The sequence below is a fragment of the Pseudomonadota bacterium genome (assembly GCA_039033415.1).
Taxonomy (GTDB): Bacteria; Pseudomonadota; Gammaproteobacteria; order Xanthomonadales; family SZUA-38; genus JANQOZ01.
Map to the genome: position 1 here is coordinate 53,532 of JBCCCR010000006.1, position 25,256 is coordinate 78,787.

General features: G+C 63.6%; 26 protein-coding genes. 9 read left to right on the plus strand and 17 right to left on the minus strand.

All coding sequences use genetic code 11. The features are described 5' to 3' along the window. Window position 1: 1 nt before the first annotated feature. The 11 genes from AAF358_06140 to prmB form a co-directional block, all read right to left on the minus strand. A complete protein-coding gene (locus AAF358_06140; protein ID MEM7705113.1) occupies window positions 2-895 on the minus strand; it encodes an SPOR domain-containing protein in 894 nt (297 codons plus the stop codon). A gap of 145 nt (window positions 896-1,040) precedes the next feature. Beyond that, the gene (locus AAF358_06145) at window positions 1,041-2,279 is read right to left on the minus strand and encodes a folylpolyglutamate synthase/dihydrofolate synthase family protein (GenBank protein ID MEM7705114.1); all 1,239 of its coding nucleotides are present in this window, start codon (window positions 2,277-2,279) and stop codon (window positions 1,041-1,043) included. A gap of 59 nt (window positions 2,280-2,338) precedes the next feature. After that, entirely contained in the window at window positions 2,339-3,277 is a 939-nt protein-coding gene (gene accD / locus AAF358_06150) for an acetyl-CoA carboxylase, carboxyltransferase subunit beta (GenBank protein ID MEM7705115.1), read from the minus strand. Further along, a complete protein-coding gene (trpA, locus tag AAF358_06155) occupies window positions 3,274-4,152 on the minus strand; it encodes a tryptophan synthase subunit alpha (GenBank protein ID MEM7705116.1) in 879 nt (292 codons plus the stop codon). Before trpA ends, accD begins: the two co-directional genes overlap by 4 nt. Next, window positions 4,149-5,357, minus strand: a complete 1,209-nt coding sequence (gene trpB, locus AAF358_06160; GenBank protein MEM7705117.1) for a tryptophan synthase subunit beta — start codon at window positions 5,355-5,357, stop codon at window positions 4,149-4,151. The genes trpA and trpB overlap by 4 nt, the downstream gene beginning before the upstream one ends. Further along, a complete protein-coding gene (locus tag AAF358_06165; protein ID MEM7705118.1) occupies window positions 5,347-5,970 on the minus strand; it encodes a phosphoribosylanthranilate isomerase in 624 nt (207 codons plus the stop codon). Before AAF358_06165 ends, trpB begins: the two co-directional genes overlap by 11 nt. Beyond that, window positions 5,967-6,731 (minus strand): tRNA pseudouridine(38-40) synthase TruA, encoded by a 765-nt coding sequence (gene truA, locus AAF358_06170; protein MEM7705119.1) that lies wholly within the window; start codon window positions 6,729-6,731, stop codon window positions 5,967-5,969. Before truA ends, AAF358_06165 begins: the two co-directional genes overlap by 4 nt. A gap of 57 nt (window positions 6,732-6,788) precedes the next feature. Continuing rightward, on the minus strand, window positions 6,789-9,449 hold the full coding sequence (locus AAF358_06175; protein MEM7705120.1) for a FimV/HubP family polar landmark protein: 2,661 nt from the start codon (window positions 9,447-9,449) through the stop codon (window positions 6,789-6,791). A gap of 94 nt (window positions 9,450-9,543) precedes the next feature. Next, the gene (locus AAF358_06180; protein ID MEM7705121.1) at window positions 9,544-10,566 is read right to left on the minus strand and encodes an aspartate-semialdehyde dehydrogenase; all 1,023 of its coding nucleotides are present in this window, start codon (window positions 10,564-10,566) and stop codon (window positions 9,544-9,546) included. Next, window positions 10,556-11,662: a chorismate synthase gene (gene aroC / locus AAF358_06185; protein MEM7705122.1), complete on the minus strand. Its 1,107-nt coding sequence runs from the start codon at window positions 11,660-11,662 to the stop codon at window positions 10,556-10,558. The genes AAF358_06180 and aroC overlap by 11 nt, the downstream gene beginning before the upstream one ends. Next, entirely contained in the window at window positions 11,652-12,587 is a 936-nt protein-coding gene (gene prmB / locus AAF358_06190; protein ID MEM7705123.1) for a 50S ribosomal protein L3 N(5)-glutamine methyltransferase, read from the minus strand. Before prmB ends, aroC begins: the two co-directional genes overlap by 11 nt. A 137-nt stretch (window positions 12,588-12,724) precedes the next feature. Between prmB and AAF358_06195 the strand changes: the two genes are divergently transcribed. The 3 genes from AAF358_06195 (at window position 12,725) to AAF358_06205 (ending at window position 15,221) form a co-directional block, all read left to right on the plus strand. Further along, window positions 12,725-13,399: an SCO family protein gene (locus AAF358_06195; GenBank protein ID MEM7705124.1), complete on the plus strand. Its 675-nt coding sequence runs from the start codon at window positions 12,725-12,727 to the stop codon at window positions 13,397-13,399. A 79-nt stretch (window positions 13,400-13,478) separates the two neighbouring features. Then, window positions 13,479-14,354: an archaetidylserine decarboxylase gene (gene asd / locus AAF358_06200; GenBank protein ID MEM7705125.1), complete on the plus strand. Its 876-nt coding sequence runs from the start codon at window positions 13,479-13,481 to the stop codon at window positions 14,352-14,354. 72 nt (window positions 14,355-14,426) lie between these two features. Then, window positions 14,427-15,221, plus strand: a complete 795-nt coding sequence (locus AAF358_06205; GenBank protein MEM7705126.1) for a hypothetical protein — start codon at window positions 14,427-14,429, stop codon at window positions 15,219-15,221. Between the two features lie 141 nt (window positions 15,222-15,362). Here AAF358_06205 and AAF358_06210 read toward each other — a convergent pair whose 3' ends face one another. After that, window positions 15,363-16,082: a CsgG/HfaB family protein gene (locus AAF358_06210; GenBank protein ID MEM7705127.1), complete on the minus strand. Its 720-nt coding sequence runs from the start codon at window positions 16,080-16,082 to the stop codon at window positions 15,363-15,365. A gap of 278 nt (window positions 16,083-16,360) precedes the next feature. On the opposite strand from AAF358_06210, the gene AAF358_06215 reads away from it, so the two are divergent. Further along, on the plus strand, window positions 16,361-17,455 hold the full coding sequence (locus tag AAF358_06215; GenBank protein MEM7705128.1) for a prephenate dehydrogenase/arogenate dehydrogenase family protein: 1,095 nt from the start codon (window positions 16,361-16,363) through the stop codon (window positions 17,453-17,455). Window positions 17,456-17,599: 144 nt separating this feature from the next. Continuing rightward, on the plus strand, window positions 17,600-17,806 hold the full coding sequence (locus AAF358_06220; GenBank protein ID MEM7705129.1) for a hypothetical protein: 207 nt from the start codon (window positions 17,600-17,602) through the stop codon (window positions 17,804-17,806). A gap of 59 nt (window positions 17,807-17,865) precedes the next feature. On the opposite strand, the gene AAF358_06225 is transcribed toward AAF358_06220, so the two are convergent. Then, window positions 17,866-18,522 carry a site-2 protease family protein gene (locus AAF358_06225; GenBank protein MEM7705130.1) on the minus strand — a complete coding sequence of 219 codons (657 nt, stop codon included), beginning with the start codon at window positions 18,520-18,522 and terminating at the stop codon, window positions 17,866-17,868. An 81-nt stretch (window positions 18,523-18,603) separates the two neighbouring features. Then, the gene (locus AAF358_06230; GenBank protein MEM7705131.1) at window positions 18,604-19,095 is read right to left on the minus strand and encodes an MOSC domain-containing protein; all 492 of its coding nucleotides are present in this window, start codon (window positions 19,093-19,095) and stop codon (window positions 18,604-18,606) included. Here AAF358_06230 and AAF358_06235 point away from each other — a divergent pair. After that, entirely contained in the window at window positions 19,094-20,131 is a 1,038-nt protein-coding gene (locus AAF358_06235) for an alpha/beta hydrolase (GenBank protein MEM7705132.1), read from the plus strand. The two genes, AAF358_06230 and AAF358_06235, sit on opposite strands and share 2 nt — an antisense overlap. On the opposite strand, the gene AAF358_06240 is transcribed toward AAF358_06235, so the two are convergent. The 3 genes from AAF358_06240 to AAF358_06250 form a co-directional block, all read right to left on the minus strand. Beyond that, window positions 20,114-20,329, minus strand: a complete 216-nt coding sequence (locus AAF358_06240) for an AbrB/MazE/SpoVT family DNA-binding domain-containing protein (GenBank protein ID MEM7705133.1) — start codon at window positions 20,327-20,329, stop codon at window positions 20,114-20,116. The genes AAF358_06235 and AAF358_06240 overlap by 18 nt on opposite strands. Before the next feature lie 171 nt (window positions 20,330-20,500). Beyond that, entirely contained in the window at window positions 20,501-22,546 is a 2,046-nt protein-coding gene (locus AAF358_06245; GenBank protein ID MEM7705134.1) for a HAMP domain-containing sensor histidine kinase, read from the minus strand. Next, the gene (locus AAF358_06250; GenBank protein ID MEM7705135.1) at window positions 22,546-23,259 is read right to left on the minus strand and encodes a response regulator transcription factor; all 714 of its coding nucleotides are present in this window, start codon (window positions 23,257-23,259) and stop codon (window positions 22,546-22,548) included. The genes AAF358_06245 and AAF358_06250 overlap by 1 nt, the downstream gene beginning before the upstream one ends. Window positions 23,260-23,398: 139 nt before the next feature. Here AAF358_06250 and AAF358_06255 point away from each other — a divergent pair, with 139 nt between their 5' ends. From AAF358_06255 to AAF358_06265, 3 genes are read left to right on the plus strand one after another with little or no spacing between them, the layout of a single operon-like run. Further along, window positions 23,399-23,926 (plus strand): PspA/IM30 family protein, encoded by a 528-nt coding sequence (locus tag AAF358_06255; GenBank protein ID MEM7705136.1) that lies wholly within the window; start codon window positions 23,399-23,401, stop codon window positions 23,924-23,926. Next, a complete protein-coding gene (locus AAF358_06260; GenBank protein ID MEM7705137.1) occupies window positions 23,923-24,483 on the plus strand; it encodes a hypothetical protein in 561 nt (186 codons plus the stop codon). Before AAF358_06255 ends, AAF358_06260 begins: the two co-directional genes overlap by 4 nt. Then, a complete protein-coding gene (locus tag AAF358_06265) occupies window positions 24,480-25,148 on the plus strand; it encodes a vWA domain-containing protein (protein MEM7705138.1) in 669 nt (222 codons plus the stop codon). The genes AAF358_06260 and AAF358_06265 overlap by 4 nt, the downstream gene beginning before the upstream one ends. The last annotated feature ends 108 nt before the right edge of the window (window positions 25,149-25,256 follow it).

The following is a 25,256-nucleotide window of genomic DNA, read 5'->3' on the forward strand; positions in this document are numbered from 1 at the left end:
GCTAGGGGTGGTCAACGACCATCCCGGAGAGGCCAAACTGCTCACGCAGCCGCTCGCGGGTTGCGCGAGCCGTGTCCTCGTCGAGTTCCGGACCCACACGAACACGATAACGAGCGCTGGCGCCGGCGCCAGCGTCTGAGAGATGTGCCGAGTAGCCGCCACCACGCAGCTTGTCGCGGAGCGCCATGGCGTTGCTGCGGCTGTTGAAGCTGCCCATCTGCACCATCCAGCCCTTCAACAGCGCCTGCGCCGCCGGCATTGGCGGGGTTTCACCCTGGCGCTGTCGAACCGATAGCTCCAGCTCAGGGAACGCTTTGAGCAGGCCTTCCCCGGCATCCAGCGCTCGGTCCCGATCCGGCCACGCACCGACGCGAACCCGATAAAGCGCGTTGCTGCCCATTTCAACCTTCTCCTGGTAAGCCTGCCACGACGCCTCCTGCAGCCGGCTGACGAGTCTCGCCGCGTTGGCGGCGTTGCCGAAGCTGCCAACCTGGAGAACCCAGTCGCCGCCGACGGCCGGCGTTGTTGAGTCCGCGTCGCCGGAGGAAGGCTCCTCCGCGGTTTCCCCGGTGGGGCTGGGGGCCGGTGTTGTCGTCCGCGCCGGCGCCTGGGCGGTCGTATCAGCGGTCCGCGGCCGCGTGACAACCGGGCGCGCGGGGGCGCTCGTGGCGGCGGTGTCCGGCACCGACTGGGCGGCCGGCCGCTGGGTCGCCGCCGCCTCGGGGTCCACCGGCAGCAGCCGGGTCTCAAATCGTGCGTCCGGCGGCTCGGGAATGGCGATCGGCGCCTCGATGGGGCTGCTCGGCGGGCCGTCGAGCAGCATCGGAATAAACGTCACCGCAAAGATCACCAGAACGCTGGCGCCGACCAGCCGTTGTTTGAGCGCAACATCCATGGAATCAGCAGCCGTTTGTCGTGCGGGATATAGAAAGAATCAGCGGCATGACCTGGGTTTCATCCCTTTAGTTAATCGAAGGAGCCGAAAACCGGCGGCAATCCAACAGTATACCTCCAAGACCTTAGAAACCGGTTAACGCCGGTCAGGATCCGTTGGCAAGGCCCAGGTGCCGGGCCGCGAGCTCGACGGTGACAAAAGACCCGGCCAGCAGGAGGCGGTCAGCCGGCTGGAGGCGCGGCAAAACCCAGTCGAGCGCCGCCGCGGGATCGTCCGCCAGCCTGGCCTTGAGCTGGGGTACACGAACCTTGCCGCGCAGCTGACGCGCGCTCTGGCCGCGTCTGCCCGGCAGGCCACAAAATACAAAGCGGTTAATCCGTGGCGCCAGCTCCGCCACAAAACCCTGCGGGGCCTTATCCCTCAGCATACCGAGCACCAGCCAGCTTTCGCCGTCGCAAGGCGTGCTCTCCAGCCAGCGACGAAGCACGCGCGCCGCGGCGGGATTGTGGCCGACGTCCAGGATCACGTCAGGCTCCTCGGCAACCCGCCACAGTCGCCCGGCGACGCGCGCCTGGGTCAGACCCGTAGCGACAATCTGCTTAGGGGGCAGCAGCCCGACTCCAGCCAGGGCCGCAAGACAGCCGGACGCGTTGACCAGCTGGTGGTCTCCTGGCAGAGCCGGTCTGGGTAGCTGCGACAGCTGGTGTTTGCCGTGGGTCCAGGTCCAGCCTCGGTTGGTGACCTGCTGATCAAAGTCTCGGCCCGCAACCCGCCAGTCCACGCCGGTCCGTCGCGCTGCTTCGTGGAGCCCGGCGGGGGCGGTCGCCTGCGCACAGACCGCCGGCTGTCCGGGGCGAAAGATACCGGCCTTCTCCACCGCAATCTGGTCGAGCGTATCGCCGAGCCAGTGCATGTGGTCAAAGCCGATGTTGGTGATGAGCGCGAGATCTGGGTCGACCACGTTCACGGCGTCCAGCCGGCCGCCGAGGCCCACCTCGAGCACGGCCGCGTCCACGCCAGCCTGCTGGAAACAGACAAATGCGGCCAGCGCAGCGTATTCGAAATACGTCAGCTCGATCTCGCCGCGGGCCTTTTCTACCACCTCCAGGGCATCGATCAGCCGGCGGTCGTCAACCGGCTCGCCGTCGATGGCGATCCGCTCATTAAACCGAAACAGATGCGGTGAGGTGAATGTGCCGACGCGGCTGCCGGCGGCGAGTAAAATAGCGGTGAGAATCGCGCAGCTTGAACCCTTGCCGTTGGTCCCTGCCACGGTGATGACCTTGGGTGCCGGCCGTTGACCACCCAGCCGACGATAAACCTCGCCGACACGATCCAGGCCCAGGGCCATCGTAGCGGGATGGATTCGCGACAGGTGGTTCATCCACCAGCTGATGGAACGGCCGCGCCCCATATGTGAAGACCCCGCAGCCGACGGTCGGCTCAGGCTGGCTCCCGCTCCGTCTCGGGCTCACTGGCCGCGTCTTCGGGCGACGCGTCGGGCGTTTCGCTTGACTGGCTGCCTTCCGACTCAAACGGCATCAGGATGGCCAGCAGGCTTGCGATGTGGTCGCGCAGTTCCCGCCGATCCACAATCATGTCGACAGCACCATGCTCGAGCAGAAACTCGCTGCGCTGGAAACCTTCGGGCAGGGTTTCTCGGACAGTTTGCTCGATCACGCGCGGCCCGGCAAAGCCGATCAGCGCGCCGGGCTCAGCAATATTCACGTCACCCAACATGCCCAGGCTGGCGGATACGCCACCGGTGGTCGGATGGGTCAGCACCGAAATGTACGGCAGGCCAGCGTTGGCCATCTTCCCCAAGACCGCGCTTGTTTTGGCCATCTGCATCAGCGATAGAAGGGACTCCTGCATTCTGGCCCCACCCGTCGCGGAAAAATTGATCAACGGGCACGACTGGCTGATGGCCCGCTGAGCTGCCCGGGTAAAGCGCTCGCCCACGACCGAGCCCATGGAGCCGCCCATAAACCGAAAATCGAAAGCGGTAGCGACCACCGGCCGACCCTTTATCGTGCCGGCCATCGCGACGAGAGCATCCTTTTCGCCGGTCGCTTTCTGCGCCTGGCTGATCCGGCTCCGATACGTCTTTTTATCGCGGAACTTCAGCGCATCTATCGGCTCGAGCTGGTCGGCAATCTCCTCGAGACCTTCCTCATCGAGGAAATTGAGCAGCCGGTTGCGGGCAACGATCGGCATATGGTGACCGCACTTCGAACAGACCATCTGGTCACGCTCAAGCTCCCGGGCATAGAGCGCAGCCCCGCACTGCTGACACTGCTGCCAGGTTCCCTCGGGTACCCGCTTTTTGCCGGCGCCTTCGGTGCGAATCCGCGAAGGCATCAGCTTCTTCAGCCAGCTCATGAGGGTGCCCCTTCAGCGGCGCCGCGCACCGCGTCAGAAACGGGCGCCTGCGGCGCCTGGCTGTCGGTCTGACCGGTCAGCTCGCGAGCGAAATTCTCCGCCACCGCGTTAGCCGCATCAGTCCCGGCATCGTGCATCGACTGCACCAACGCGCTGCCGACAACGACCGCATCAGCCACCCCGGCAAGGGCGGACACATCAGCGCGGGTTTTGACGCCAAAACCAACCGCCACCGGCAGGTCGGAGCGTTCCCGGATCGAGGCAACACGGCGGGCCACGTCGCTGGTGTCCAAATTGGCCGCGCCCGTAATGCCCTTGAGGGAAACGTAATAGATGAAGCCCCCCGCCGCTTCAGCGATGGCGCCTAGACGGGCCGCTGAGGTGGTGGGAGCCACCAGGAAGATCTGCTTCATGCCGAGCGGCGCTGAGTGATCGGTCACACAGCAACACTCTTCAGGCGGGAGGTCGACGATCAGCAGAGCGTCGACGCCGGCCTTCGATGCATCCTCGCAGAAGCGCTCGAATCCAAAGCGCTCGATAGGATTGAGATAACCCATCAACACCACCGGCGTGCGCTGGTCGCCGCTGCGAAATTCTTCGACACAGCGAAGCACGTAAGACATATCCGCCCCGCGCGCCAGGGCCCGTTCACTGGCGGCCTGAATCACCGGCCCGTCCGCCATCGGATCGGAAAATGGCATGCCTAGCTCCAGCATCGATGCCCCGCCCCGCACCAGTGCGTGCATAGCCGGGACCGTGCTCTCAAGGCCCGGGTCGCCGGCGGTCAGAAAACAGACGAGCTCCGGGTCGCCACCGTCACGGGCGGCAAATAGCGCGTCGATGCGATTGTCAGATGCGTTCGCTTCAATGGTCATAGCGCCAGCCCCTCCAGAGCCGCAACGGTGTTCACGTCTTTATCGCCGCGCCCGGACAGGTTGACGAGAATGTACTGAGACGGCGACATGTCGGCGGCCATCTTTACCGCGTGCGCCAGGGCATGGCTGCTCTCCAGAGCTGGAATAATGCCCTCCACCCGACAGAGCTGGTGAAACGCCGCCATGGTTTCAGCGTCGGTGACCGATTCATACCGCGCCCGGCCGATGTCCTTCAGCCAGGCGTGCTCCGGCCCGACACCCGGGTAATCGAGCCCGGCCGAAACCGAATGGGTCTCGGTGATCTGGCCGTCCGGGCTATCCAGAAGATAGGTTCGATTGCCGTGCAGCACGCCCACCTTGCCGGCACACAGCGAGGCCGCGTGCTGACCGGACTCGATGCCGCTGCCAGCCGCCTCAACGCCGACCATCTGCACCGCCTTGTCTTCGATAAATGGGTGAAACAGCCCAATGGCATTTGATCCGCCGCCGACGCAGGCCACCAGCGCGTCCGGCAGCTGGCCGTATTCCTCGAGCATCTGGCGGCGAGCCTCCCGGCCGCAGACCGCGTTGAAGTCGCGAACAAGGAGCGGATACGGATGCGGGCCCGCGACCGTACCGATGACATAGAACGTGTCGTCAACGTTGGTCACCCAGTCGCGCAGCGCCTCGTTCAGCGCGTCTTTCAGCGTTTTGGAGCCGGATTCCACCGGCCGTACTTCGGCGCCCAGCAGCTTCATGCGGTAGACGTTGGGCGCCTGGCGTTCAATGTCGGTTGAACCCATGTAGACCACACACTCGAGGCCCAGGCGGGCGGCGACGGTGGCGGACGCAACCCCGTGCTGACCCGCACCGGTTTCTGCAATAACCCGCGGCTTTCCCAACGCCTTGGCAAGGAGGGCCTGACCAACCGTGTTGTTAATCTTGTGAGCGCCGGTGTGGTTCAGGTCCTCGCGTTTTAGCAGGATCTGGGCGCCGCCGACCTGCTGACTCAAGCGTTCGGCGTGGTAAATGGGCGACGGTCGGCCTACATAATGGGCCAGATCATGGTCCAGCCGCGCCTGAAATTCCGGATCGGTGCTGAGCCGCTGATAGGCATCGCGCAGATCGTCCAGCGCCGCCATCAGGGTTTCGGCCACGAAGCTGCCGCCGTAAGGTCCAAAATGGCCTTGCTGATCGGGCCAAACGTAAGGGGTCTCAGGCCTCATCTGCGCGTCGCACCTGCTCTACAAAACTCGTCATCTTTGTCGGGTCCTTAATTCCCGGTTCGCTCTCTATGCCACTGCTGACGTCCACCGCCCACGGTCTTAGGCTGCGGACGCAGGCGTTTACGTTGCCGGGCGTCAGGCCTCCGGCCAGTACCCAGCGTGACCCTCCACTATCGCCGGGAAAGCTAGCAGCGTCAATCGTCTGCCCTGTCCCGCCGAGCCTGCCCGGCAGGTGGCTGTCAATCAGCAGTTTGCAGGCATCGCCGTAGCGATCCATTTCCTGCGCCGCCACAGACTCGCTGAGGGCTTTCACCCAGGGTCGCCCGAACGCCGCGCAGAACTCCGGTGACTCGGTGCCGTGAAACTGCAGGACGTCCGGATCGACCGCGTCGACGGCTTCCTGAACGTCGGATCGGGTCGGATTCAGAAACAGGAGAACGCTCTTGACCGGAGGCGTCATAGCCGCCGCCAGCGCTCGTGCCTGGGGAAGAGAAACGCAGCGCGCGCTCTTGGGGACCAGCACCAGGCCGGCCGCGTCAATGCCGATACTGCATGCGTGCGCCAGATCTTCCTGACGAGTGAACCCGCAAAATTTGATGTGGGTCTTGGTCATGACGGCAGCTCAAACGCCGCAGGGTACGTCACCATTTCCAGCGTCAGCCCGCACGCGGGCGCCGTCGGCCCGGCGATGGTTCGATCCCGGGACGCCAGCAGCTCGCCGATCCAGCTCGGCGGTTTTTCGCCGCGGCCAACCACCAGCAGGGAGCCGGCTATGTTTCTCACCATGTGGTGCAGGAAGGCGTTCCCTTCCACCTCGATCGTTACCGTGTCGCCAATCTTGGACACCGTTATGTGATGGATGCGTCGAACGCCGTGCCGGGCCTGGCAGGCGGCTGCGCGAAACGCACTGAAATCATGTTCACCCACCAAAGCCTGCGCGCCCTGGTGCATCGCCTCAGCCTTGAGGGTCCGTGCCTCCCAGGTGTGAGTCAGTCGGTCGAGTGCGGGCCGCACCGGGCGATTGACGATGCGGTACGCATAGCGCCGGGCGCTGGCGGAGAACCGCGCGTTGAAGTCGCTGGAGACGGGGATTGCCCAGATGATCCTGAGATCCTCTGGAAGATGGGTGTTGGTGCCCAGCACCCAGGAGCGCATCGGACGATCGGTTGGTGGGTCAAAGTGGGCAACTTGGCAGGCGGCATGCACGCCGCTGTCGGTGCGACCGGCCCCGATCACCGACACCGGGCCGTCAGCAACCTGTGCGAGAGCGCGTTCCAGCTCTGACTGGACCGTGGGGGTTTGAGCCTGGGTTTGCCAACCCAAAAACCGGGTGCCGTCGTACTCGACACCCAAGGCGATTCGAGCGGCGTTCACCGGCTTGGCCGGATCACGTGCCGACAGAACGCCGGCATCACACAGACCACTTCGAAACTAGCTGAGGTTATCGAGCAACCCCTGCGCTTCCTCTTTCTGACTATCGCTGCCTTCGGCCATGACCTCTTCCAGCATGCCCTTGGCGCCTTCCGGGTCACCCATGTCGATGTAAGCTTTTGCGAGATCCAGCTTGGTGCCAACCGAATCGTCATCACCAAACAGCTCGTCGCTGTCCAGATCGAGGTCATCGAGCCCCAGGTCCCCCAGGTCTTCATCCGCAGCTTCAAGCTCAGCCAGCGTATCGCCCGCGTCGTCCACGGTTCCGAGGTCGATTTCAGCCGTATCCTCAATCGCGCCGCCCGCCGCAACGGCCGCTTCCGCTACTTCGTCGGTGACCGACTGAAGCTCAAACTCGGTGTCTTCCTCAGCGCCCGCGCTCGCCGTGTTGTCATCGGCCAGAGGCTCATCGCCTAGGTCGAGCCCCTCGCCATCGAGATCAAAGTCCAGGTCGAGGTCATCGCCTGCGTCGTCGTCCGCCAGCTCAGCGACCGGCTCTGCGTCATCCAGCCCCAGATCCAGATCGTCGCCGCTGTCGGCATCAGCCGCCGGCACTGTTTCGGCGCCGATATCGAGCGACAGGTCGTCATCCGCATCGTCGACGCCGTCCAGATCAAAATCCAGTCCGCCGTCGTCGTCACCGCCGCTTTCCGCGACGTCAAACTCCAGGTCGGGTTCATCGAGCGACACCGTCGGCATATCCAGCTCCTCATCAGCGGCCGCCTCAGCCTCCCCGAACAGACCGCTTTCCGGCGCCAGGGTCGCGCCCATGGCACGTACTTCCATCCACGCAGGGTGAGTCGTTCCGCCGACGCCATCCAACATCGCCTGCGAGGCCTGCACAAACCGGTCCTTGTCCTCCGCGGCGTAAAGTGCCCGAAGATACGCCAGGTGTGCCTGTGGGCTGTCCGGTTCTTCGCCGGCAGCCGCCTGCAGATCATCCAGGGACGGTGCGTCGAGTTCGACCACGGCAGCGTCGGTTTCGACGACCGGCAGCTCACTGGTTTCGGGCTCTTGGGCGGTTGCAATGCGATCCACCAGAGAAGCTCCGCCGAGGTCGCCCTCATCATCTTTACCCCGCCTTGACAGCACGAGGCCGCCGACGCCCAGCAATACGAGAAGCCCCGCACCGCCGAGCACCATGGGGTTCTTGGCTAGCGCCAGTGCTTTGTCCGCCATCGATTCTTCGGCAGGTGCGCTGGTCGCCGGCGGAGGGGTCGGGGTTTCGGCCTCGGTTGCCTCCGAGTCGTCTGCCTCCGTGCTGTCTGCCGCGGCAGCTTCCTGATCCAAAGCCGCCAGCTCCTGGTCGAGGCTCGCGCCGTCCTCAGCGCCGGCGTCGGAGGAAGATCCGGCGTCCGCCATGCTGTCGTCCATCGCGTCATCCATGGCGTTGACGCCGCTATCCACAGCTCCCATGGCCTCGTCGACCATCGGATCCGCTGCCGTGCCCAGGTCTGCAACCGCCTGGCCGGTTAGCTCAATTTGGTTTTGCAGATCAGCAAGATCGGCATCCTTGAGGGTGATTGTGCGCTCATAGGTACTGATCAGGCGCTCCAGATCGGCGATGCGCGAACGCATCTCCTCATTTTCCTGGTTGGTGCTGATGAGATCTTCGCGGGAACGGGCGAGGTCATCGCGCAGCTCAGCCAGCTGCGCCCGATTGGCTGCGTCGGAGCCGGACTGCCCGGACCCCGTATCGCTGGCGTCGTCACTGGAGCCGCTCGGCGGGACCAGTTCGAGACGAGTTTGCGGGTCCGCAGCCGGCGCTGGGGTCGGGCTAACGTAGTCAGCGGTCGCCGCCGACTCAGACACGACCGGCGTGCTGCTGGAGACGTTCTGGCGGTAGCTTTCCCAGGCTTGGTTTTGGGTCCGTACGCTGGACAGCGCCTGGGCAACGCTTTGCGAGCTCAGATCGGCGGAATCCGGCATCCGCAGGATTGCGCCTTTTTTGAGCGCGTTGATATTGTCCTGATAGAAGGCATCCGGGTTTAGCCGGTACAGCGCCATCATCATCTGATTGATCGTAATGTCACCGGACGAGCGGTAGTCGCGAGCGATTTCCCACAGGGTGTCGCCCCCCTCCACCTCGTAGGTACCGCCAGCCAAAGACCCCGCCCGGGAACCGGTGCTCGAGCTGCTGCTGGTCGACGGGGCGGGCCGCACGCGATCGGCGGTTGCCGGCGCTGGTGCGTCCATGGCCGTCGGTCGAGGTGCCGTCTCGCGGGGCTGAGGCGCGGCGGAGCTGACCTCGGCAGCACCGGCCGAAACCGGCGGGTCCAGCAGCACGACGTATTCGCGCAGCAACCGACCGTTCGGCCAGTTCACTTCGATCAAAAAGTCCACAAAAGGATCGGTCACCGGCTCGTCTGACGTCACGGCGATCACGTAGCGGCCTGCCGAGTCAGCCTGCACGGTGAAGGTCAGGTCGACCAGCAGCGCGGCCGCGTCGAGACCCACGCGTTCGAAATCTTCGGGCGCAGCGAGGCTGACCTCGGTAGACTCGGGCTCGGTGACGTCGTCATAGAGGAGCGCAATCTCGGCCTCGAGCGGCTGATTGAGCTTGGAGCCGACCTGTATTTCGCCCAGCCCCAGCGACCATGCTGCAAACGGCACCATCCCGACCGCCAGCACCGCCATCTTCCTGATTAGGCTGCTATTCATTACCGCATCCCCCATACATCAAATTCAGCACTACTATTAATATGTTACGTAGCACTATTTAGATTAGACATGATAAGCCGGCCTCAACTATAGATTATAAATGACTTTTTACCAATAGCTCCGCCAACTGGACGCTGTTCAGCGCCGCGCCTTTTCTCACGTTATCCGACACCACCCACAGATCGATTCCGTTCGGATGGGTGAGGTCCCGGCGAATCCTGCCGACAAACACCGGATCGGTGCCGTCCGCATGGGTTGCCGGCGTCGGATAACCTCCAGCCTCCCGACCGTCCATCAGGACCACGCCCGGCGCTTCCGCCAGCAGCCCGCGCACGGTATCCAGATCGATCGGTTCCCGGGTTTCCAGATGCACGGCTTCCGCGTGCCCATAAAATACCGGCACTCGAACCGCCGTCGGATTCACGCCGATGTCCGGATCCTCCAGGATCTTGCGGGTCTCCCAAACAAGCTTCATCTCTTCGCGCGTGTAGCCGTTGTCCTGGAAGCTGTCGATGTGCGGCACAACGTTATAGGCGATCTGGTCGCCGAATTTCCGCGGCGTGACGGGTTCACCGGCCGCAAGCTGCGCCGCTTGTTCCCGGAGCTCATCGATACCCTGCTGACCCGCGCCCGAAACGCTCTGGTAGGTGGCGATGTTAATGCGCCTGATACCCGCCGCCCGTTGGATCGGGGCGAGCGCGACCATCAGCTGCATAGTGGAACAGTTCGGGTTCGCCACGATATTGCGCTGGCGATACCCGGCCAGGGCGTGCGGATTAACCTCGGCCACCACCAACGGCACGTCGTCGTGCAGGCGAAACTCCGACGTGTTGTCCACCACCACGCAGCCGGCCTGCGCAGCCACCGGTGCGAAGCGAGCGGACACCGACCCACCGGCGGAAAACAGCGCCAGCTGAGTGGTGGAAAAATCGTAGTCTTCCAGCACCTGAACCGGTATCTCCTGACCCCGAAAACGGATGGTGGTGCCCGCGCTGCGGGCGCTGGCCAACGGCACGAGACGGGTCAGGGGAAACTCGCGCTGCTCTAGGATCGCCGTCATGGCGCGGCCGACCGCGCCGGTGGCACCGGCAACCGCAACCGTCAGTTCATCGGTCATGACCATCACCTGCGGGAATCGTAAAGGGAATCTCGACATCAGCGTTCTGCGCCCGGTGCCGCAGAAACTGATCGAGCAGCACCAGCAGCGTCATCGCCTCGACAATCGGTGGTGCCCGCAGCCCCACACAAGGATCATGGCGACCTTTGGTCACAACCTCGACGGCTTCGCCGTGGCGATCGACCGTCGAGCCTGGCAGGCGCAGGCTGGAGGTGGGCTTAAACGCCACGCTGGCCGTGATCTCTTGCCCGGTGGAGATGCCTCCCAGGACGCCTCCGGCGTGATTGCTCAGAAAGCCCTCTGGCGTAATCTCGTCACGGTGCACACTGCCCGGCTGCTCTACGCAGGCAAAACCGGCTCCGATCTCCACGCCCTTGACCGCGTTGATACTCATGAGCGCAGCCGCGAGCTCGGCATCCAGCTTGCCGTAGACCGGTTCACCCCAGCCGGCGGGCACACCGCGCGCCACCACGTCGACTCGCGCACCGGCGGAGTCGCCGGATTTCCGCAGCGCGTCCATATAGGCTTCGAGTGGCTGAACCCAGTCCGGATCGGGCGCGAAAAACGGGTTGTTTTCCACCTCAGACCAATCGACCGTGCTGGCTCGCTGTTCGCCGACCTGAACCACGCAGGCCTGCACCTCAATGCCGAAATGATGTGCCAGATATTTTCGCGCCACCGCACCGGCCGCCACGCGCATGGTTGTCTCCCGCGCGGACGACCGCCCACCGCCTCGATAGTCGCGGAAGCCGTACTTGGCGTCGTACGTGTAGTCAGCATGGCCAGGCCGATACTGATCTTTAATGTTGGTGTAATCCTTAGATCGCGCATCTGTGTTTTCAATCAGCAGGGCGATAGGCGTGCCGGTGGTGACACCCTCGAAGACCCCCGACTGGATGGTGACCGCATCCGCCTCCCGTCGCTGTGAGGTGTGTCGCGTTTTTCCCGTCGCCCGCCGCTGGAGATCGGGCACGATATCTTCGGCGCTCAGCGGCAGCCCCGGCGGGAAACCGTCAATCACGCAGCCAATGCCAGGGCCATGGCTTTCCCCAAACGTTGTAACCCGCAGCAAACGCCCGAAGCTGTTACTGGACATCGCTGAGCTCCCGCCTCGCAAACGCGATGCGTTGGCGCCAGGCCACAAGCTCCTGGCGACTGGCCGTGAGGATGCCACTCCCACCGTGCTCGAAAGCCAGCCAGGTCAGGGGCAAATCTCCCAGGGCATCTTGGAGCGCGTCCGCGCTGTTTCCCGTTTCCAAAATCAGTTGTCCGTGTTCGGTCAGATAGTCGGGCGCATCGTGCAGAATCTGAAGCGGCAGGTCCAGCCCGGCGCTACCACAATGCAGGGCGATGCCCGGTTCGTGCGCGTACTCCGCCGGCAGCTCGTTGTACTCAGCCTGGGAGACATAAGGCGGATTGCTGATGATTAGCGCAAACTGGCCGACGACGGGTTCAAACAGATCTCCCTCGAGCAACTCGAGACGGTCGCCTACGCGGTGCAGCGCCACGTTGCGCCGGGCGACCGCCAGCGCGTCACCACTCAAATCGGTTGCTTTGACCTCGATGTGCGGAAAAGCCAAAGCAACGCCAATGCCGATGCAGCCCGATCCGGTGCAGAGATCGAGCACCCGGTCGCCTTCCGCCAGCGGCCACAACGAGAGACCTTCGCTGATGAGCTCCGCGATTGGCGACCTCGGAATCAGCACGTGAGGATCGACGTAAAAGCGATGGCCGGCAAACCAGGCAATCCCCGTCATGTAGGCGACCGGTACGCGGTCTTTGACCCGGCGCTCGAGCCAGCGTTGGACATCCAGGTATTCCTTGGGCGACACCCGCCGATCCGCGATCGGCGCCTGCAGCGGGTCCTCACCCAGCGCCGCCGCGGTCAACCAGCATGCGTCGTCCATGGCATTGTCGGTCCCATGACCAAAATAGACGCCGGCCTGATCCAGCGCCGCGGCGACCTCCGGGATCACCTCTCCGAGCAGTCGATGCGCGGCGTCGACGTCACCACCCACCATAGCGTTTACCTCATTTTCTTTACGCTGGCGCGACGCCAGCAGGCAATCGCCCAGTATAGGTTGTCGCAGACCCTCATTGACACTCTTAGGATCGTTCGCGGCGGTATAATGCGCCCGGACGAAATGACCAAATTCCGATGAACCGAACAATACTGATAGTGGCCGCGATTGCCGCTGCGGCTGTGGGCGCCTTCGGCGGTATGAAGCTTGCCTCACGGGCCGCCGTCGAAAGCGAGGCCGCCCCGGCACTGAGCGAGGCGGCTGGCGTGCCTTCGCCAGCTGCTGCACCGACGCTCCGCGCCTTTAAGCGTTATCCCGAGCCCAGGGTGGTAGCGGACTTTGCGCTCTTCGATCAGCACGGAGAAGCCTTTGACCTCAGCCGCTGGCAGCAGCGATGGACGTTAGTATTTTTTGGGTTTACCCATTGTCCGGATATCTGTCCCTCGACCATGGCTCTGATGAGCAGCGTGCTCGACGGCGCTGACCTGGGGGATGCGTTGGGAGTGACGTTCGTTTCAGTGGATCCGGACCGTGATTCGGCCAGCCACCTGGCCGATTACGTGGGGTTTTTCGACCCGCGGTTCGACGCGGCCACCGGGCCGATGCCTCAGCTGGTTGCGTTGACGCATCAGCTGGGCGTCCTTTTTGATATTGAGCCGCACGAGCCCGACGCCACGTCATACAACGTCGATCATAGCGCCAGCGTACTGCTGCTTAATCCGCAGGGCCGACTGGTCGGCCAGTTTCCCGCGCCGCAGCAGCTCGAGCTGCTGGTCAGTGACCTGAAGCAGCTGGTCGGGTCCAACCCATGAGCACCTTCAGTCCAGCAGGCCGGCCTGTTGAGCAGGTGAACATCGACGATCCAAGCCAGGAGCTCGCTCAGTCATGGGGCTGAAGGCTCGACTGTTTGTGCTCCTGCAGTACGTCCTGCCTCAGCACGGACTGAGCTGGCTGGTAAACAAGGTCACGCGCATGACCTTCCCACCGCTGAAGAACATGCTGATACGTCTCGCCATCAAAGGCTTTGGTGTCGACATGAGTCAGGCAGCGGAGCCTGACCCGAAAAGCTACGCCAGCTTCAACACCTTTTTCACCCGCCCGCTCAAAGATGGCGTCAGGCCGCTTGGCGACGATGACAGCCTGCTCTGCCCGGCTGACGGCGCCATCAGCCAGCTTGGCCCCATCCGAGACGGCACGCTGCTGCAGGCCAAAGGCCACACGTTTACCGTCAGCGAGTTCATCACGCCGGCAGCCGGGGATGCCGCCGCTTTTGCTAACGGCAGTTTTCTTACCGTCTATCTATCACCCCGGGATTATCATCGCGTCCACATGCCCTGGACCGGAACGCTCAGCCGCAGCGTTTACGTGCCCGGCAAACTGTTCTCCGTATCGCCCACGACCACGGCCGCCATTCCACTCTTGTTCGCGCGCAACGAGCGACTGATCACCCGCTTCGAATGTGACTTCGGGCCAATGATTGTGGCACTGGTTGGTGCCGTTTGCGTATCGTCGATGAGCAACGTCTGGGAAGGGGTTGTGGCGCCGGGCCGGCGGCTGCGCCCGGCTGACCATCAGGGTCCGATGCTTAAGGCCGGTGAGGAGATGGGCCGCTTCAACATGGGTTCAACGGTTATCGTGCTGCTGCCGCCTGACGCGGTGAGGTGGCGGACCGAGCTAGCCCCCGGCGCATCGGTGCAGATGGGACAGGCGCTCGCTGCTGCACGGCAGCTGACCCCCGAAGCAACTCCCCAGCAAACTCCCGGCTAAACTCGGGGTCCAACGCAAAGTCGAACACAAGAAGCCGAGCATTCAGCTGAATACTCGAACCAGGAGTCCGTCATGAAATATTTCAGGACAAACAATGCCGGGGCAGTGGCAAACTCCAGCCCATGGAGGGCCGGCGCCATACTGGCGGCCAGTTTGACGCTGGTGGCCGTCGTAGCGCCGGGTGTTTGGGCGCAATCTACCGGCGTCACCGGAGGGCCAGGGGGCGATGCCACCACGCCAACCCAGCCTCCGCCGTCAGCGGCGGCTGGGCAGACCCTGGCCGCCATGGCGGCCGGCGCGGACGCGATTGCCGTGGTCCGGGTCGCGCAGACCGAATACGCCCGAACGCGCGCTTTTCCCTCCAGCGGCTGGGCGCTGCTTGAGGTCCTCGTGCCTTACCGCGGCGTCGAGAAGGGGCAGCTCCTGGAGGTCACGGAACGCGGGCTGGGCGAACAGCGCTGCTACTACCCGGAGCTCGGGACGTGGCAGTTTGAGGGCGACCGCTTTTTTGTTTTTCTCAAGAAAGGAGAAGGTGACACCTGGCGCGGGCGAGCGCCCGCCTGCCGACTGCCCGTATTGGTCGACGACGCCAATCGGTTTTTACTTCGCTTTCCCGTTGAGGGGCTGAAGATTGATGAGGAAGGCGTGGTCGAAGAAGTTCAGTTCAACGACCCCGCCGCCCGGGTCGACGCCAGCGACTTTACCCGAGCGAAGATCCGGGAACTGGAGGATTTTTATCTTGCCACGCGCGTGGTTTCTGACGATCCCCTGGCACCGCCGGACCTCGTCTATCAGTACACGCGCGGTATCACGCTCGCCAACGTACGGCGGCTGATGAATCGCGACGCAGAGGCGCCGGGCAAGTAGCACTGCAACGCGTCCGCTGGCCGAGACGTACACCGACCACAAAAAAAAGCCGGCAGCTTCATGAGCCGCCGGCTTTGCTTTACCCAGGTTTTCGCTCGATCAGCCGCCGGTTAATGCGGCTGGCATACGGGCGGTCAAACCTTAACCGTCGAGGTCGATGGCGCTGCGTGAGCTTTCGCGCCGGCGCTCGTCTCTCTCGTCATATTTCTTCATGCAGCGCTTGGTCTGCTTGACCATCGCGCATTCAAGGTAGTCCGAGATCTCGATCAGCGAACCGCGGATTGCCTTACCGGCCGGCGTTTTGTTCTGGCTCGCGAGGTTGCCCCCAAAGCCACCGCGATAGGCACCCAGGCGCAGGCCACCGCCCTTGCTGCGGGCTTCAACGGTGCGCACGTATTCGATTTCGCCAGTCGTCGAGTTCACCACCCGGAGATCGACCGCGATGTAGGCTTCCGAGCTGTTGCCGCCCACCGAGATGCCGCGGAAGCTGATGCCGCCGCCCGTGTCTGCGGTGTTCTCTTCGTAAGCGGTGACAGTGCCCATCACCAGATACTCGGCGCCGATGAGCTTACCGATCTTGGCGCCCGTGCCGGCCGAGACCCGGCCAGAAGCACCCAGGTTCTGCTCCTCGATCGCAGACTGCAGCTTATTGCGCTCGACCACGCTGAACGCTTTGGTTGCGACCAGCTCGTTGCTGAGCATGCCGGAAAGCTCCCAGCCAACGCCGCCTCGCCACCAGCCGGCGCCGCTTTCGTTTTTGAACTCGACAACACCCACCGTAATTTTGTCTTTAGCAGCCAGTGCGGTCGCCGGAACGCCGACCACAACAGCCGACAGCAGTAACATCAACATCCGTTTCATGATTTTTTCCTCTGGTTCCCAATTCAGGCGTTTGCGTCAAACAAACGTCTGCCCTGCCTCACTTTCTCACCCATTCCAGGGGCATCACTCTCAGCGTTCCGCTTGCCGGTGGCTGACGCCTTCCGGGCTTCGCGAACACTCGCCGGCGATTTTGCTGCTGGAAACACCCGCGAGGTGCTCCAAACCGCTCTGCGCGCTATTCTAGCGCCGCCGCCAGGGCCCATCCAGTGCGAGACGTGAGCAACTGTTACGAGTGCTTGTAGGAGAATAACGACAAAATGCTTGAAGACCTGAGGTCTGAACTCAACGATCTGGACCGCCAGCTGGTGGACCTCATCGCGCGGCGCCAGGAGGTTGTGCAGCGGATCGGCGCAACAAAACGCGACACCGGCACCGCGACTCGCGACTACGGCCGGGAGAAGGTGGTTTTGGAGCTGGCCCGGAAAAACGCCGAGTTACAGGGCATTTCACCGAAGCTTGCCGAGACGGTCATGACGATGCTGATCGAAGGCAGTCTGCAGGCGCAGGAAAAGGACCGGCTCGTCCACGCGTCAAGCGGCAGCAATCAGCGCGCCCTCGTTTTTGGCGGCTGCGGCAAGATGGGCGGTTGGTTCGCGGACTTCCTCGACTCCCAGTCTTTTGGCGTCGATATCGTTGATCCGTCGGACGTTAGGAGCCGCCATGCCCGGGTCGACCGCTGGCAGGACGTCGTCGATCAATACGACCTGCTCGTCGTAGCCGCTCCGATCAAGGTGAGCGCTGATCTGCTGCGCGAACTCCTGCCGCTAAAACCACGGGGCACCATCTTCGACCTCGCGTCGCTCAAAAGCCCGTTGCGCCAGCCGCTGCGAGCCCTGGCTGACGCCGGCTGTTCCGTGACGTCGGTCCACCCGATGTTCGGCCCCGATACGCATCTGCTGTCCGGTCGTCACATCATTTTTTGCGACGTGGGTGTCGCCAGCGCCACCGAACACGCCGTCAGCCTGTTTGCCAACACCATGGCGGAGAAGGTCGAGATGAGCCTCGAGGACCACGACCGTATGGTGGGTTACGTGCTGGGACTCTCTCACGCACTCAACATCGCGTTCTTTACGGCGCTGCGCGAGTCCGGTGAAGCCTCGAACGTCCTGGCAGACCTGTCGAGCACCACCTTTGATGCGCAGCTGGCGATCGCGCGCGCCGTCGCCGGAGAACATCCGCCGATGTACTTCGAGATCCAGCATCTCAACGACTACGGCCGAGCCCCCTTGAGTGCGCTCGCAGACGCATTGAGCCGAATTCGGGAGCTGGTCGAGCGCGGCGACGAGGCGGGGTTTGTACAGCTCATGGAAAAGGGTCACCAGTACCTGGTCAGCACCAGCAAAGAGCCGTAAGGGGCCTGGTCAATCTCGCCGATCCATCGCCATGCGCACCAGTCGCGCTGCCAACGATTCCCATAAGTAATTGATTTTACGAAACTTAGCCGCTGGCATGGGAGTTGCTTCATCATCAGGTGAGATTGAGCAACAGGGTCAATAATGTCGCAAGGATCTGCCGGTAACGTCATCGCCGCTCTGGCGAGCTTTTTTATCCCGGGGCTGGGACAGCTGCTGCAGGGGCGCCTGCTGGCGGCACTTATTCAGTTTGTCCTGGCCGCGGTGCTGTGGGTGATCTGGCTGGGCTGGATCGTTCACCTTTGGTCGATCATCAGCGCCGCCGTCTGGGACCCGCCTCAGCGGCGTTAGCGGGCCAAGCAGGATAGATAGGTCACTTCGCCTGGCTCGTCAGCGAATCGTCAGTGCCCTTAGCCCGAGGGCAGCGGCACCACAATCAGCCAGGGCAGCACCTTATCCGCCAGCCCGAGAAGCCAGCTGAAAACCGGCACGCCAAAAATACTCAGGGCGATCAGTGCCAGGAATACCATCACGCCATACTGATTGTTGAACGCGCTGTAGCGTCGGCTAGCGCCGTTGGGCAGTGCCCACTCCATCACGTACCGACCGTCCAGCGGCCCCAGCGGAATCAAATTGAAGGCCATCAGCAAAATATTGATCTGTGCCAGCAGCACCAGCAGCGCACGCTGCGCAGGGCCGCTGAGTAGCTCGATCTGCTGGGTCGCGCCGAGCGCAAGCAGGTTGATCGACAGGAAAGCGAGCAGCAGATTCATGCCGGGCCCGGCCGCCGCCACGGCTGCGTGACCCCACGATTTTCTTAACCGGCGCGGATTGACCGGCACCGGCCGGGCATAGCCGAAGCCCACCATAACCACCATCAGCAGCCCGATGGGGTCGATGTGAGGAATCGGATTCAGGGTCAGCCGCCCCGCGAGGCGCGCCGTGTCGTCCCCCAGCAAATGGGCGGACCAGGCGTGGCCAAACTCATGCAGCGTCAGCGAGGCGATAATGGCGAACAACAGCAGCGCGAATAGCGAATACTGCCCTTGCGTCAGCAGCGTTAGCATGCGGGAGACTCGATAACCGAAAGCCTAGAAGTGGGAGCCAGCGCAGCTAGGTTCAAGAGCCGCCGGCAAGTACCGCCGGGTTCACAAGCTTGGCACCGACAGCTCATCGCCCAGCGCAACGCTCCCACCCCGGAGTACCCTCGCACAAATTCCGCCGTGCCCGCGCATGGCGTTGTACCCACCCGGACCAAGCACCTGTTCCATGCGTGAACAAGGATGACAGAGATCGGTAAAAGCTAGCAGCGCTTCGCCAAGCTCAAACTCTTGTCCTTTCAGGGCCAGCAGATTCAGCCCGGAAACCACCACGTTGCGTCGTGTAATACCGGGCTCGAGTGGACCGGTGCCGAGAAAGCCGGCCACCGCGGCCAGGTGTTCGGCGCTGATCAGCGTCAGGTGGCGTTTTCCTGAGCGTCCCGCGTAGTGGTCACCCAGCAAGCCTCGTTCCGGGTCCAGCTCGATAACCTGACGGGCCTCAAGCGGCGCCTTCCGGGCCGAACGCACCCCCAGCCAAGTCACCTCACCGGCGCGCGCGTAGTGCTGGGTCAGCTCCTTGATCAACAGCGGCTCATTCATGGTCGACAGCAGTTCCAAAGCGGCGGGTCCTTCCTTATTCTATCGCCTGACCGCTAACGCCAACACGCTTTTGAAACTCCTGATCTGGACCACCATCTTCGCCGGCTTGTTGCTGCTGTCCGGCGCCGCATTCACCGCGGCTCGAACCAGCCGGGCTGAAGCCGCACATCCGCCGGTGGGCGCTTTCATGCAGCAGCCAGGGGTGCGGCTCCACTATCGCGTGACCGGTCCGGCCACGCCCGGGAAACCCGCGCTGTTTCTGCTTCATGGCGCCACCACCAACCTCAACGACTTCTTCTCGCTCACCGATCGGCTGTCGGCGTCTCTGCAGGTAGTTGCGGTGGACCGACCGGGTGCCGGCTATTCGCACCAAACCGGGACTCAATGGATGAACCCCGCGGCCCAAGCCCAGGCGATTTTGGCCCTGCAGCTAGAGCTGGGTATCCCACGCGCCGTCTGGGCCGGCCACTCACTGGCCGGCTCTGTGGTGATGGCCGGGCTGCTCGACGCGCCGGAGCAGGTGGTTGGCGGCGTCATGCTGGCCGGCGCCGCCTATCCTTGGGACGGCGGTGTGGATTGGATCAATCACGTGCCCGGCGTGCCGGTGTTAGGCCCGTTGGTCACACACAGCCTGATCGCCCCCGCCGGGTCGCTGCGCCTGGACAGCGGCATCATCAACGGCTTTGCGCCAGATCCGGTGATCCCGTCTTATCGAGAGCGAAGCGGGATCGATCTCTATCTCAGGCCCGGGCACTTTGCCGCCACGGCCAGAGACATCCGACAGCTCAGTGAATACCTCGTCGAACCGAGTCGGCGGTACGGCGAAATCACGCAGCCGGTACTCCTCGTGCATGGCGATGCCGACACCATCGTCCCGGCGTGGAATCACGCAGACCGGCTGGTGGAGGTGTTACCTGCCGTCACCTATCAGCGTCTGCCGGGCACCGGTCATCAGCCCCACCACGTGCATGCCGATCGGGTCGCCGGCTGGATCGAAACATTTATCGACGAGCAGGCGTCAGGAGTCGTCCAGTAGCTGGTGAGAGATATCGCGCCAGTCGGCGTAAGCATGCACTTCCGGGCGGGTCAGGCGCAGCTGCTGCCCGTCATGCATCACTTCGACCTGCTGGCCGGGCTCTAGCTCGATATCTGCGACCATCGCCGCCGGTACCACAATGGCGCCGTCAGCGTTGACCGTCAGCGTTTTTTCGACATAACCGTTAGCCGCGTTCATGGCTATCCATCCATTTGTTTGAGTGGGCAGGCCGCGCGAACAGCAGCAGTTTGCCGGCTGCACGGCCAGTCTTCATGCTAGGGTGACGCACCGAACCGGCCATGTGCCAATGGTTTTGCACCACCGCACAACGCGTTGCCGAAATTGCGAAGATTTGTATGGCGAGGGCGCTCAGGACGCCAAGCGCGGCAGACTGACCTCAAAACGAGCCCCCGGACCAGCATTGACGACGTCGATGCTGCCGTTCATGGCCGTGACAATCTGCTGGACCAGCGAGAGGCCGATACCCGTGCCGATCGTGTCCCGTGTCAGCTCGCTTTCGGTACGGTAGAACAGGCGGAAGATCTTTCCGATCTGATCCGGGCTGATCCCGGGTCCGTAGTCGCGAACCCACAGCACCACGGCTGACGCTTCGTCCCGGGCGCCGATCTCGATCCGCTGCCGATCGCTGCCGCGGCTGAACTTCAGCGCGTTGTCGGTCAGGTTGATAAACAGCTGGAGCATGGCGTCCGCGTCCACCGCCAGCCTGCTCGATCCGGCGTTTCCCTCATCGATGACCAGCTCAAACCCCGCAGCGGTCACCTGTGAGGTAATCCTCGATCGAACCAGGTCCAGCAGCTCGCCCACGGTCAGCGGGGAGGCGTTGAACGTCGCCTCACCCCGGTCGAAGCGAGCCAGCTGGAGAACGTTGTCGATCAGCCGGGACAGGCGCTCGCTCTCGTCAAAAATATACTGGAAGTACTGCGGCTGTTTTTCGGTGGGGGCCAGCCCGCTGGTCAGCATCTCGCCATACATGCGGATTGAGGTAAGCGGCGTCTTCAGCTCATGGCTGACCGCCGAGACGAAATCTCGTTGCTGCCGGGCGAGCTGCAGCTGGCCAAGGCCCAGCCGATAGAGCGCGAACGCGCCGCCGAGGAGCACAAGCGCCAGCGTCAGGCTGAGCCAGAGCAGCAGGCTTAGCCCTGCGCCGAGGGGCAGCTGCTCCGCGTAATAAACCAGCTCCAGATTGCTGAGCGGCGGCGTCAGTCTCGCCCGGTACAGGAGCTGCCCACCCGCCCCGCTGGCCAGGGTTTCGGCAGCAGGCCCATAGCCCGCTGCGGTGTTCGACGACCCGCCGAGGCTGCCGGGTTGCGCCGCCAGCTTCGCCGCTGAACCGACGACGTCCAGCACCGTTCCCCCGTAGGCGACCAGGACCTGAACGCCGTCCAACGCCGCGGCGTTGATGTCCTGGCGCAGCTCCGAAAGCAGCGCCTCCGCCTCGTAAAGCGCGCCCTGCACCGTTCGGCCTTCCGGTCGCCAGATGCTGCGAAACAGCGCGAAATGACCGCTGTCCAGCAGGCTGAATTGAAACGGCTCGGCGTCGACCTCAAAGGCGGTGATCGCTCGGAATTCCGGGTCACCAATTTCCTGCGGCGATTCTGCGGCGGCATCGGCCGGAACCGCTGAGGTCACGACGATCGGGTCAAGCGCTCCATTCTCTGCGGCGTCCACCGCAGAGCTTTCTTTTTCGCGCCGACTGTTCGCCTGCTGGTCGAGCGATTGGTCCAGCTTCAGGTCCTCAACCTGGCCATAATTCGCGCGCTTTCGAACGAGAGTTTGCTGCACGGCATCGTCGCTCAACCGATCAAACCGGCTGGTCGCAGGCTCGAGCTGAGCCGGTGCTCTATACGCACCCGGAACATCCGAAGTGACCGTAGGCTTCGCCTGCCGCTCAGCCGCAACCGCGCGAGGCGATTCTCGCGGCGACGGGTTCGGCGGACTGACACGTCCAGCGCTTGGTGCCAGCAGTTCGTTGTTCAGCAGGACGCGCTGGATGTCCTCCAGGCGATCTGCCGGACCGCTTTGCGGATTCGGGCGGCCACCGCCGGGAAACCGCAGCCGACCATCGGGGTCGACCTCAAACAGACCCATGAGGCCGCCGACGCGGCTCGAGCCGGCCGGGCTAACCAGCTCTTCAGCCAGGACGGCATTCGCGCCGAGCGCCGCTCGCTGCTGATTGGCGGTATCCATCGGTACCGTGACCTGGCGCAGCAAGCGTTCGACCAGCGCCTGGTCTATTCGCTCGGAAGCGCTCTGGGCATTAAGCCGGGCTGCAAAAAACGCCTGCCAGTGAAGCTGGGTATACGCATGCCGGATCAGCACCGCCCCGGGCACCGCCAGCGCCAGCACAAAGCCAGCCAACAGCAACCTGAGGCGCCGGAGCTCAGTCATGGCCATCAAGCGGTTGTCGCGGGGACTGCTTCCAGCCGATACCCCGCGCCCCGGACGGTCACCAGTCGCCGGGGCGCCGACGGATCCGCTTCGATTTTGCGGCGAATCTTTGCCACGTGGATATCCACCGTGCGAGTTTCGATCTGGAGATCGCGGGCATAACCCCAGACCCGATGCAGCAGCTCCTCGCGTGACACGGGGCGGCCGGCATGGATGGCCAGGTATTGCAGCACCTCCATCTCCCGGCGGGTGAACGCTACCGCCGTGCCGTCCACCTCACCCGCCAGGTTCAGCGGATCGATCCGGCAAGCTCCGACGAGTTCGATGATCTGATCCGACACCGTGGGCGTCGATCGGCGCAGCACCGCCTGCACACGAAGCACCAGCTGGGTGACGGAAAACGGTTTGGCGATGTAGTCATCAGCACCGAGGCGAAGTCCGTTGATCACGTCTTCGTCCTGGGAACGCGCCGTCAGCATGATCAGCGGCTGGTCGGGCAAGCTGCGCCGAACCTTGTCGCAGATCGTGAAGCCATCAACCCCGGGCAGCATCACGTCCAGCAGCACCAGCGAATAACCGCCGCTCAACGCCGCCTCCAATCCGCTGTGGCCATCTGCGGCGGTGTCGACCTCAAAGCCGTGGAAAACCAGCAGGTCCACCAACCCCTCGCGGATCGGTGCCTCGTCTTCAACCACCAGAATTTTGGCTTTTGCGGTCACGTTTGCATGGTAGCAGCGGCGGAAGCCAAGTTCGGTAAACAGTTGGTAAACAGCCGAGGGGAACGTTTACCAAAGGCGGCCTATGGCCCGCCGCGGGCCGCCGCTAGCCTGACTAGCCAAGTCTTAACGGAGGGCCGTCATGGCATTGCTGAATCGCATATCTCACCTGTTTACCGCGGACTTTCACGCGTTGCTGGACCGAATCGAGGACCCGGAGTCTCTGCTGAAGCAGGCCATCCGAGACATGGAACAGAGCCTGGCCGAGCAGCAGCAACGGCTGCGGCGACGCGACGAGCAACGGCGATCGCAGGAACTTGAATCCGAACGTGTTCAAGCGCGGCTGGAAGACCTCAGTCAGCATATCGATCACGCGTTTACCGCTGGCGATGAAACGCTGGTCAGGCAGCTCGTTCGCCAGCGCTTGCTGTGCGAGCGGCAGCACGGCCTGCGGCGAGAGCAAGCGCAGCAAAGCGCCGACGCCGAAGTGCGCGAACGCGAGCAGCTCGCCGCAAACCGCGCAGCGCTCGACTCCCTGCGCCAAAAGCTGGCGGCATTTGAGTTAACGCAGGAACCGGCGTCCGGCCTGACGGGCGACGCCGACGCGATTACCGAACAGGAAGTGGACGCGGCTGTCCTGGCAGAGAAACAGCGTCGGAGGAAGTCGTGAGCCGGCCAAGCGCGGGGCCGCTTCTGCTGCTGGCACTGACGCTCGCGGTTGCGAGCGGCGCAGCGCTGCTGCTGCTGCCGCTCATCGGTATCCACGCCTCCACGACCGCCATCACCATCACCGGGCTCGGCACTTACGTTCTGCTGCTGATCGCCGCATGCCGGCCCGCGGCAGGCACAATGACGGGCGGGCTTCTGACGCTGGTCTCGACGGCGCTTGCCCTCATTGCGTCCGGCACCGGTCCCGTCCCGCTCCTGGCGATGCTGGGCTGGACTTGGCTGGTCCGCTGCGCGCTGCTCCATCGATCGATCCTGGGCTGCGTGGCTGACGGTGCCCTGCTGGCGGTCGGCGTTGCGTCGGCGCTATGGGCCCTGGGCGCGGGCGCCGGCCTGGCACTTTCGCTCTGGTGTTTTTACCTGATTCAGGTGCTGCTGCCCTGGCTGCCGGGCCGTCACTCGGGTCGTCCTCGACCGCCGGACGGTGACGCGGCGTTCTTAGCTGCCCGACGACGCGCCGAAGCCGCTCTTCGCCGCCTCTATTCCCGCCCGATGACATGATCGGCTTTCGCGCGGTTTTGGGACTGCTGATCGTCACATTTTTGGGGCTTGTCGCCCTCACCCACCGGCCATCAGACGTCCGGGAGACAGAACTGATCGAGGTGGTTGTGGTGCTGGATACCACCGCAAGCATGGCCCCTGCGCTGACGAGGCTTAAGCTCGCGGCACCCCGGTGGGCGACAGACCTCCGGAAGGCTTATCCCGACGCCCGGTTGCGGCTCGGGCTGGTGGCTTATCGTGACCGGGGGGACGCCTACCTCACGCGACGGTGCCCGCTGGGTTCACCCGAGCGCTTCCTGCGCTGTCTCCAGCAGCAGACGGCCGCCGGTGGCGGCGGGGGTGAGGAGGCTCTGCTGAAGGGTCTTGAGGCTGCGGCAGCGAGCGACTGGAGCCGCCACGCGGACCGGCAGCTGTTGGTGCTCATTGGCGATGCGCCAGGGCATCGCGCCAGCGATCCGGCCATCGTTCAGCTGATCGACGCGGAACAACGCAAGGGCAGGGCCTTCGACACGCTGCAGGTTGGTCGCAACCCGCGGACAGAAACGCAATGGCGTGAGATTGCCCGCCGGGGCGGTGGCGTCTATAACGCCGCCGACACGGACGTGGACCCGCCACGTATGACGCTCAGCGGCCTTTGGGGAACACTCTCGACTCCGAGAAGCTAAGCCTCTGTTTTTATTGCGGTTCGGCCTATGACACCTACGTGACGGTAAACAATTGTCACAAGATTGACACAATATCTGGGGGGTCCATCACGTTTTGCCGACGCCGTC

What these genes read in the sequence shown, in the direction of transcription:
- AAF358_06220 (MEM7705129.1), top strand. Translation starts at nt 17,600, where the DNA reads ATGTCGCAAGGATCTGCCGGTAACGTCATCGCCGCTCTGGCGAGCTTT.
- AAF358_06245 (MEM7705134.1), bottom strand. Translation starts at nt 22,546, where the DNA reads ATGGCCATGACTGAGCTCCGGCGCCTCAGGTTGCTGTTGGCTGGCTTT.
- AAF358_06140 (MEM7705113.1), bottom strand. Translation starts at nt 895, where the DNA reads ATGGATGTTGCGCTCAAACAACGGCTGGTCGGCGCCAGCGTTCTGGTG.
- AAF358_06255 (MEM7705136.1), top strand. Translation starts at nt 23,399, where the DNA reads ATGGCATTGCTGAATCGCATATCTCACCTGTTTACCGCGGACTTTCAC.
- AAF358_06180 (MEM7705121.1), bottom strand. Translation starts at nt 10,566, where the DNA reads ATGACCGATGAACTGACGGTTGCGGTTGCCGGTGCCACCGGCGCGGTC.
- aroC (MEM7705122.1), bottom strand. Translation starts at nt 11,662, where the DNA reads ATGTCCAGTAACAGCTTCGGGCGTTTGCTGCGGGTTACAACGTTTGGG.
- AAF358_06225 (MEM7705130.1), bottom strand. Translation starts at nt 18,522, where the DNA reads ATGCTAACGCTGCTGACGCAAGGGCAGTATTCGCTATTCGCGCTGCTG.
- AAF358_06265 (MEM7705138.1), top strand. Translation starts at nt 24,480, where the DNA reads ATGATCGGCTTTCGCGCGGTTTTGGGACTGCTGATCGTCACATTTTTG.
- AAF358_06145 (MEM7705114.1), bottom strand. Translation starts at nt 2,279, where the DNA reads ATGAACCACCTGTCGCGAATCCATCCCGCTACGATGGCCCTGGGCCTG.
- AAF358_06240 (MEM7705133.1), bottom strand. Translation starts at nt 20,329, where the DNA reads ATGAACGCGGCTAACGGTTATGTCGAAAAAACGCTGACGGTCAACGCT.
- trpB (MEM7705117.1), bottom strand. Translation starts at nt 5,357, where the DNA reads ATGAGGCCTGAGACCCCTTACGTTTGGCCCGATCAGCAAGGCCATTTT.
- AAF358_06195 (MEM7705124.1), top strand. Translation starts at nt 12,725, where the DNA reads ATGAACCGAACAATACTGATAGTGGCCGCGATTGCCGCTGCGGCTGTG.
- prmB (MEM7705123.1), bottom strand. Translation starts at nt 12,587, where the DNA reads ATGGTGGGTGGTGACGTCGACGCCGCGCATCGACTGCTCGGAGAGGTG.
- accD (MEM7705115.1), bottom strand. Translation starts at nt 3,277, where the DNA reads ATGAGCTGGCTGAAGAAGCTGATGCCTTCGCGGATTCGCACCGAAGGC.
- AAF358_06165 (MEM7705118.1), bottom strand. Translation starts at nt 5,970, where the DNA reads ATGACCAAGACCCACATCAAATTTTGCGGGTTCACTCGTCAGGAAGAT.
- AAF358_06210 (MEM7705127.1), bottom strand. Translation starts at nt 16,082, where the DNA reads ATGAAACGGATGTTGATGTTACTGCTGTCGGCTGTTGTGGTCGGCGTT.
- AAF358_06230 (MEM7705131.1), bottom strand. Translation starts at nt 19,095, where the DNA reads ATGAATGAGCCGCTGTTGATCAAGGAGCTGACCCAGCACTACGCGCGC.
- AAF358_06205 (MEM7705126.1), top strand. Translation starts at nt 14,427, where the DNA reads ATGAAATATTTCAGGACAAACAATGCCGGGGCAGTGGCAAACTCCAGC.
- AAF358_06235 (MEM7705132.1), top strand. Translation starts at nt 19,094, where the DNA reads ATGGTCGACAGCAGTTCCAAAGCGGCGGGTCCTTCCTTATTCTATCGC.
- trpA (MEM7705116.1), bottom strand. Translation starts at nt 4,152, where the DNA reads ATGACCATTGAAGCGAACGCATCTGACAATCGCATCGACGCGCTATTT.
- AAF358_06175 (MEM7705120.1), bottom strand. Translation starts at nt 9,449, where the DNA reads ATGAATAGCAGCCTAATCAGGAAGATGGCGGTGCTGGCGGTCGGGATG.
- AAF358_06215 (MEM7705128.1), top strand. Translation starts at nt 16,361, where the DNA reads ATGCTTGAAGACCTGAGGTCTGAACTCAACGATCTGGACCGCCAGCTG.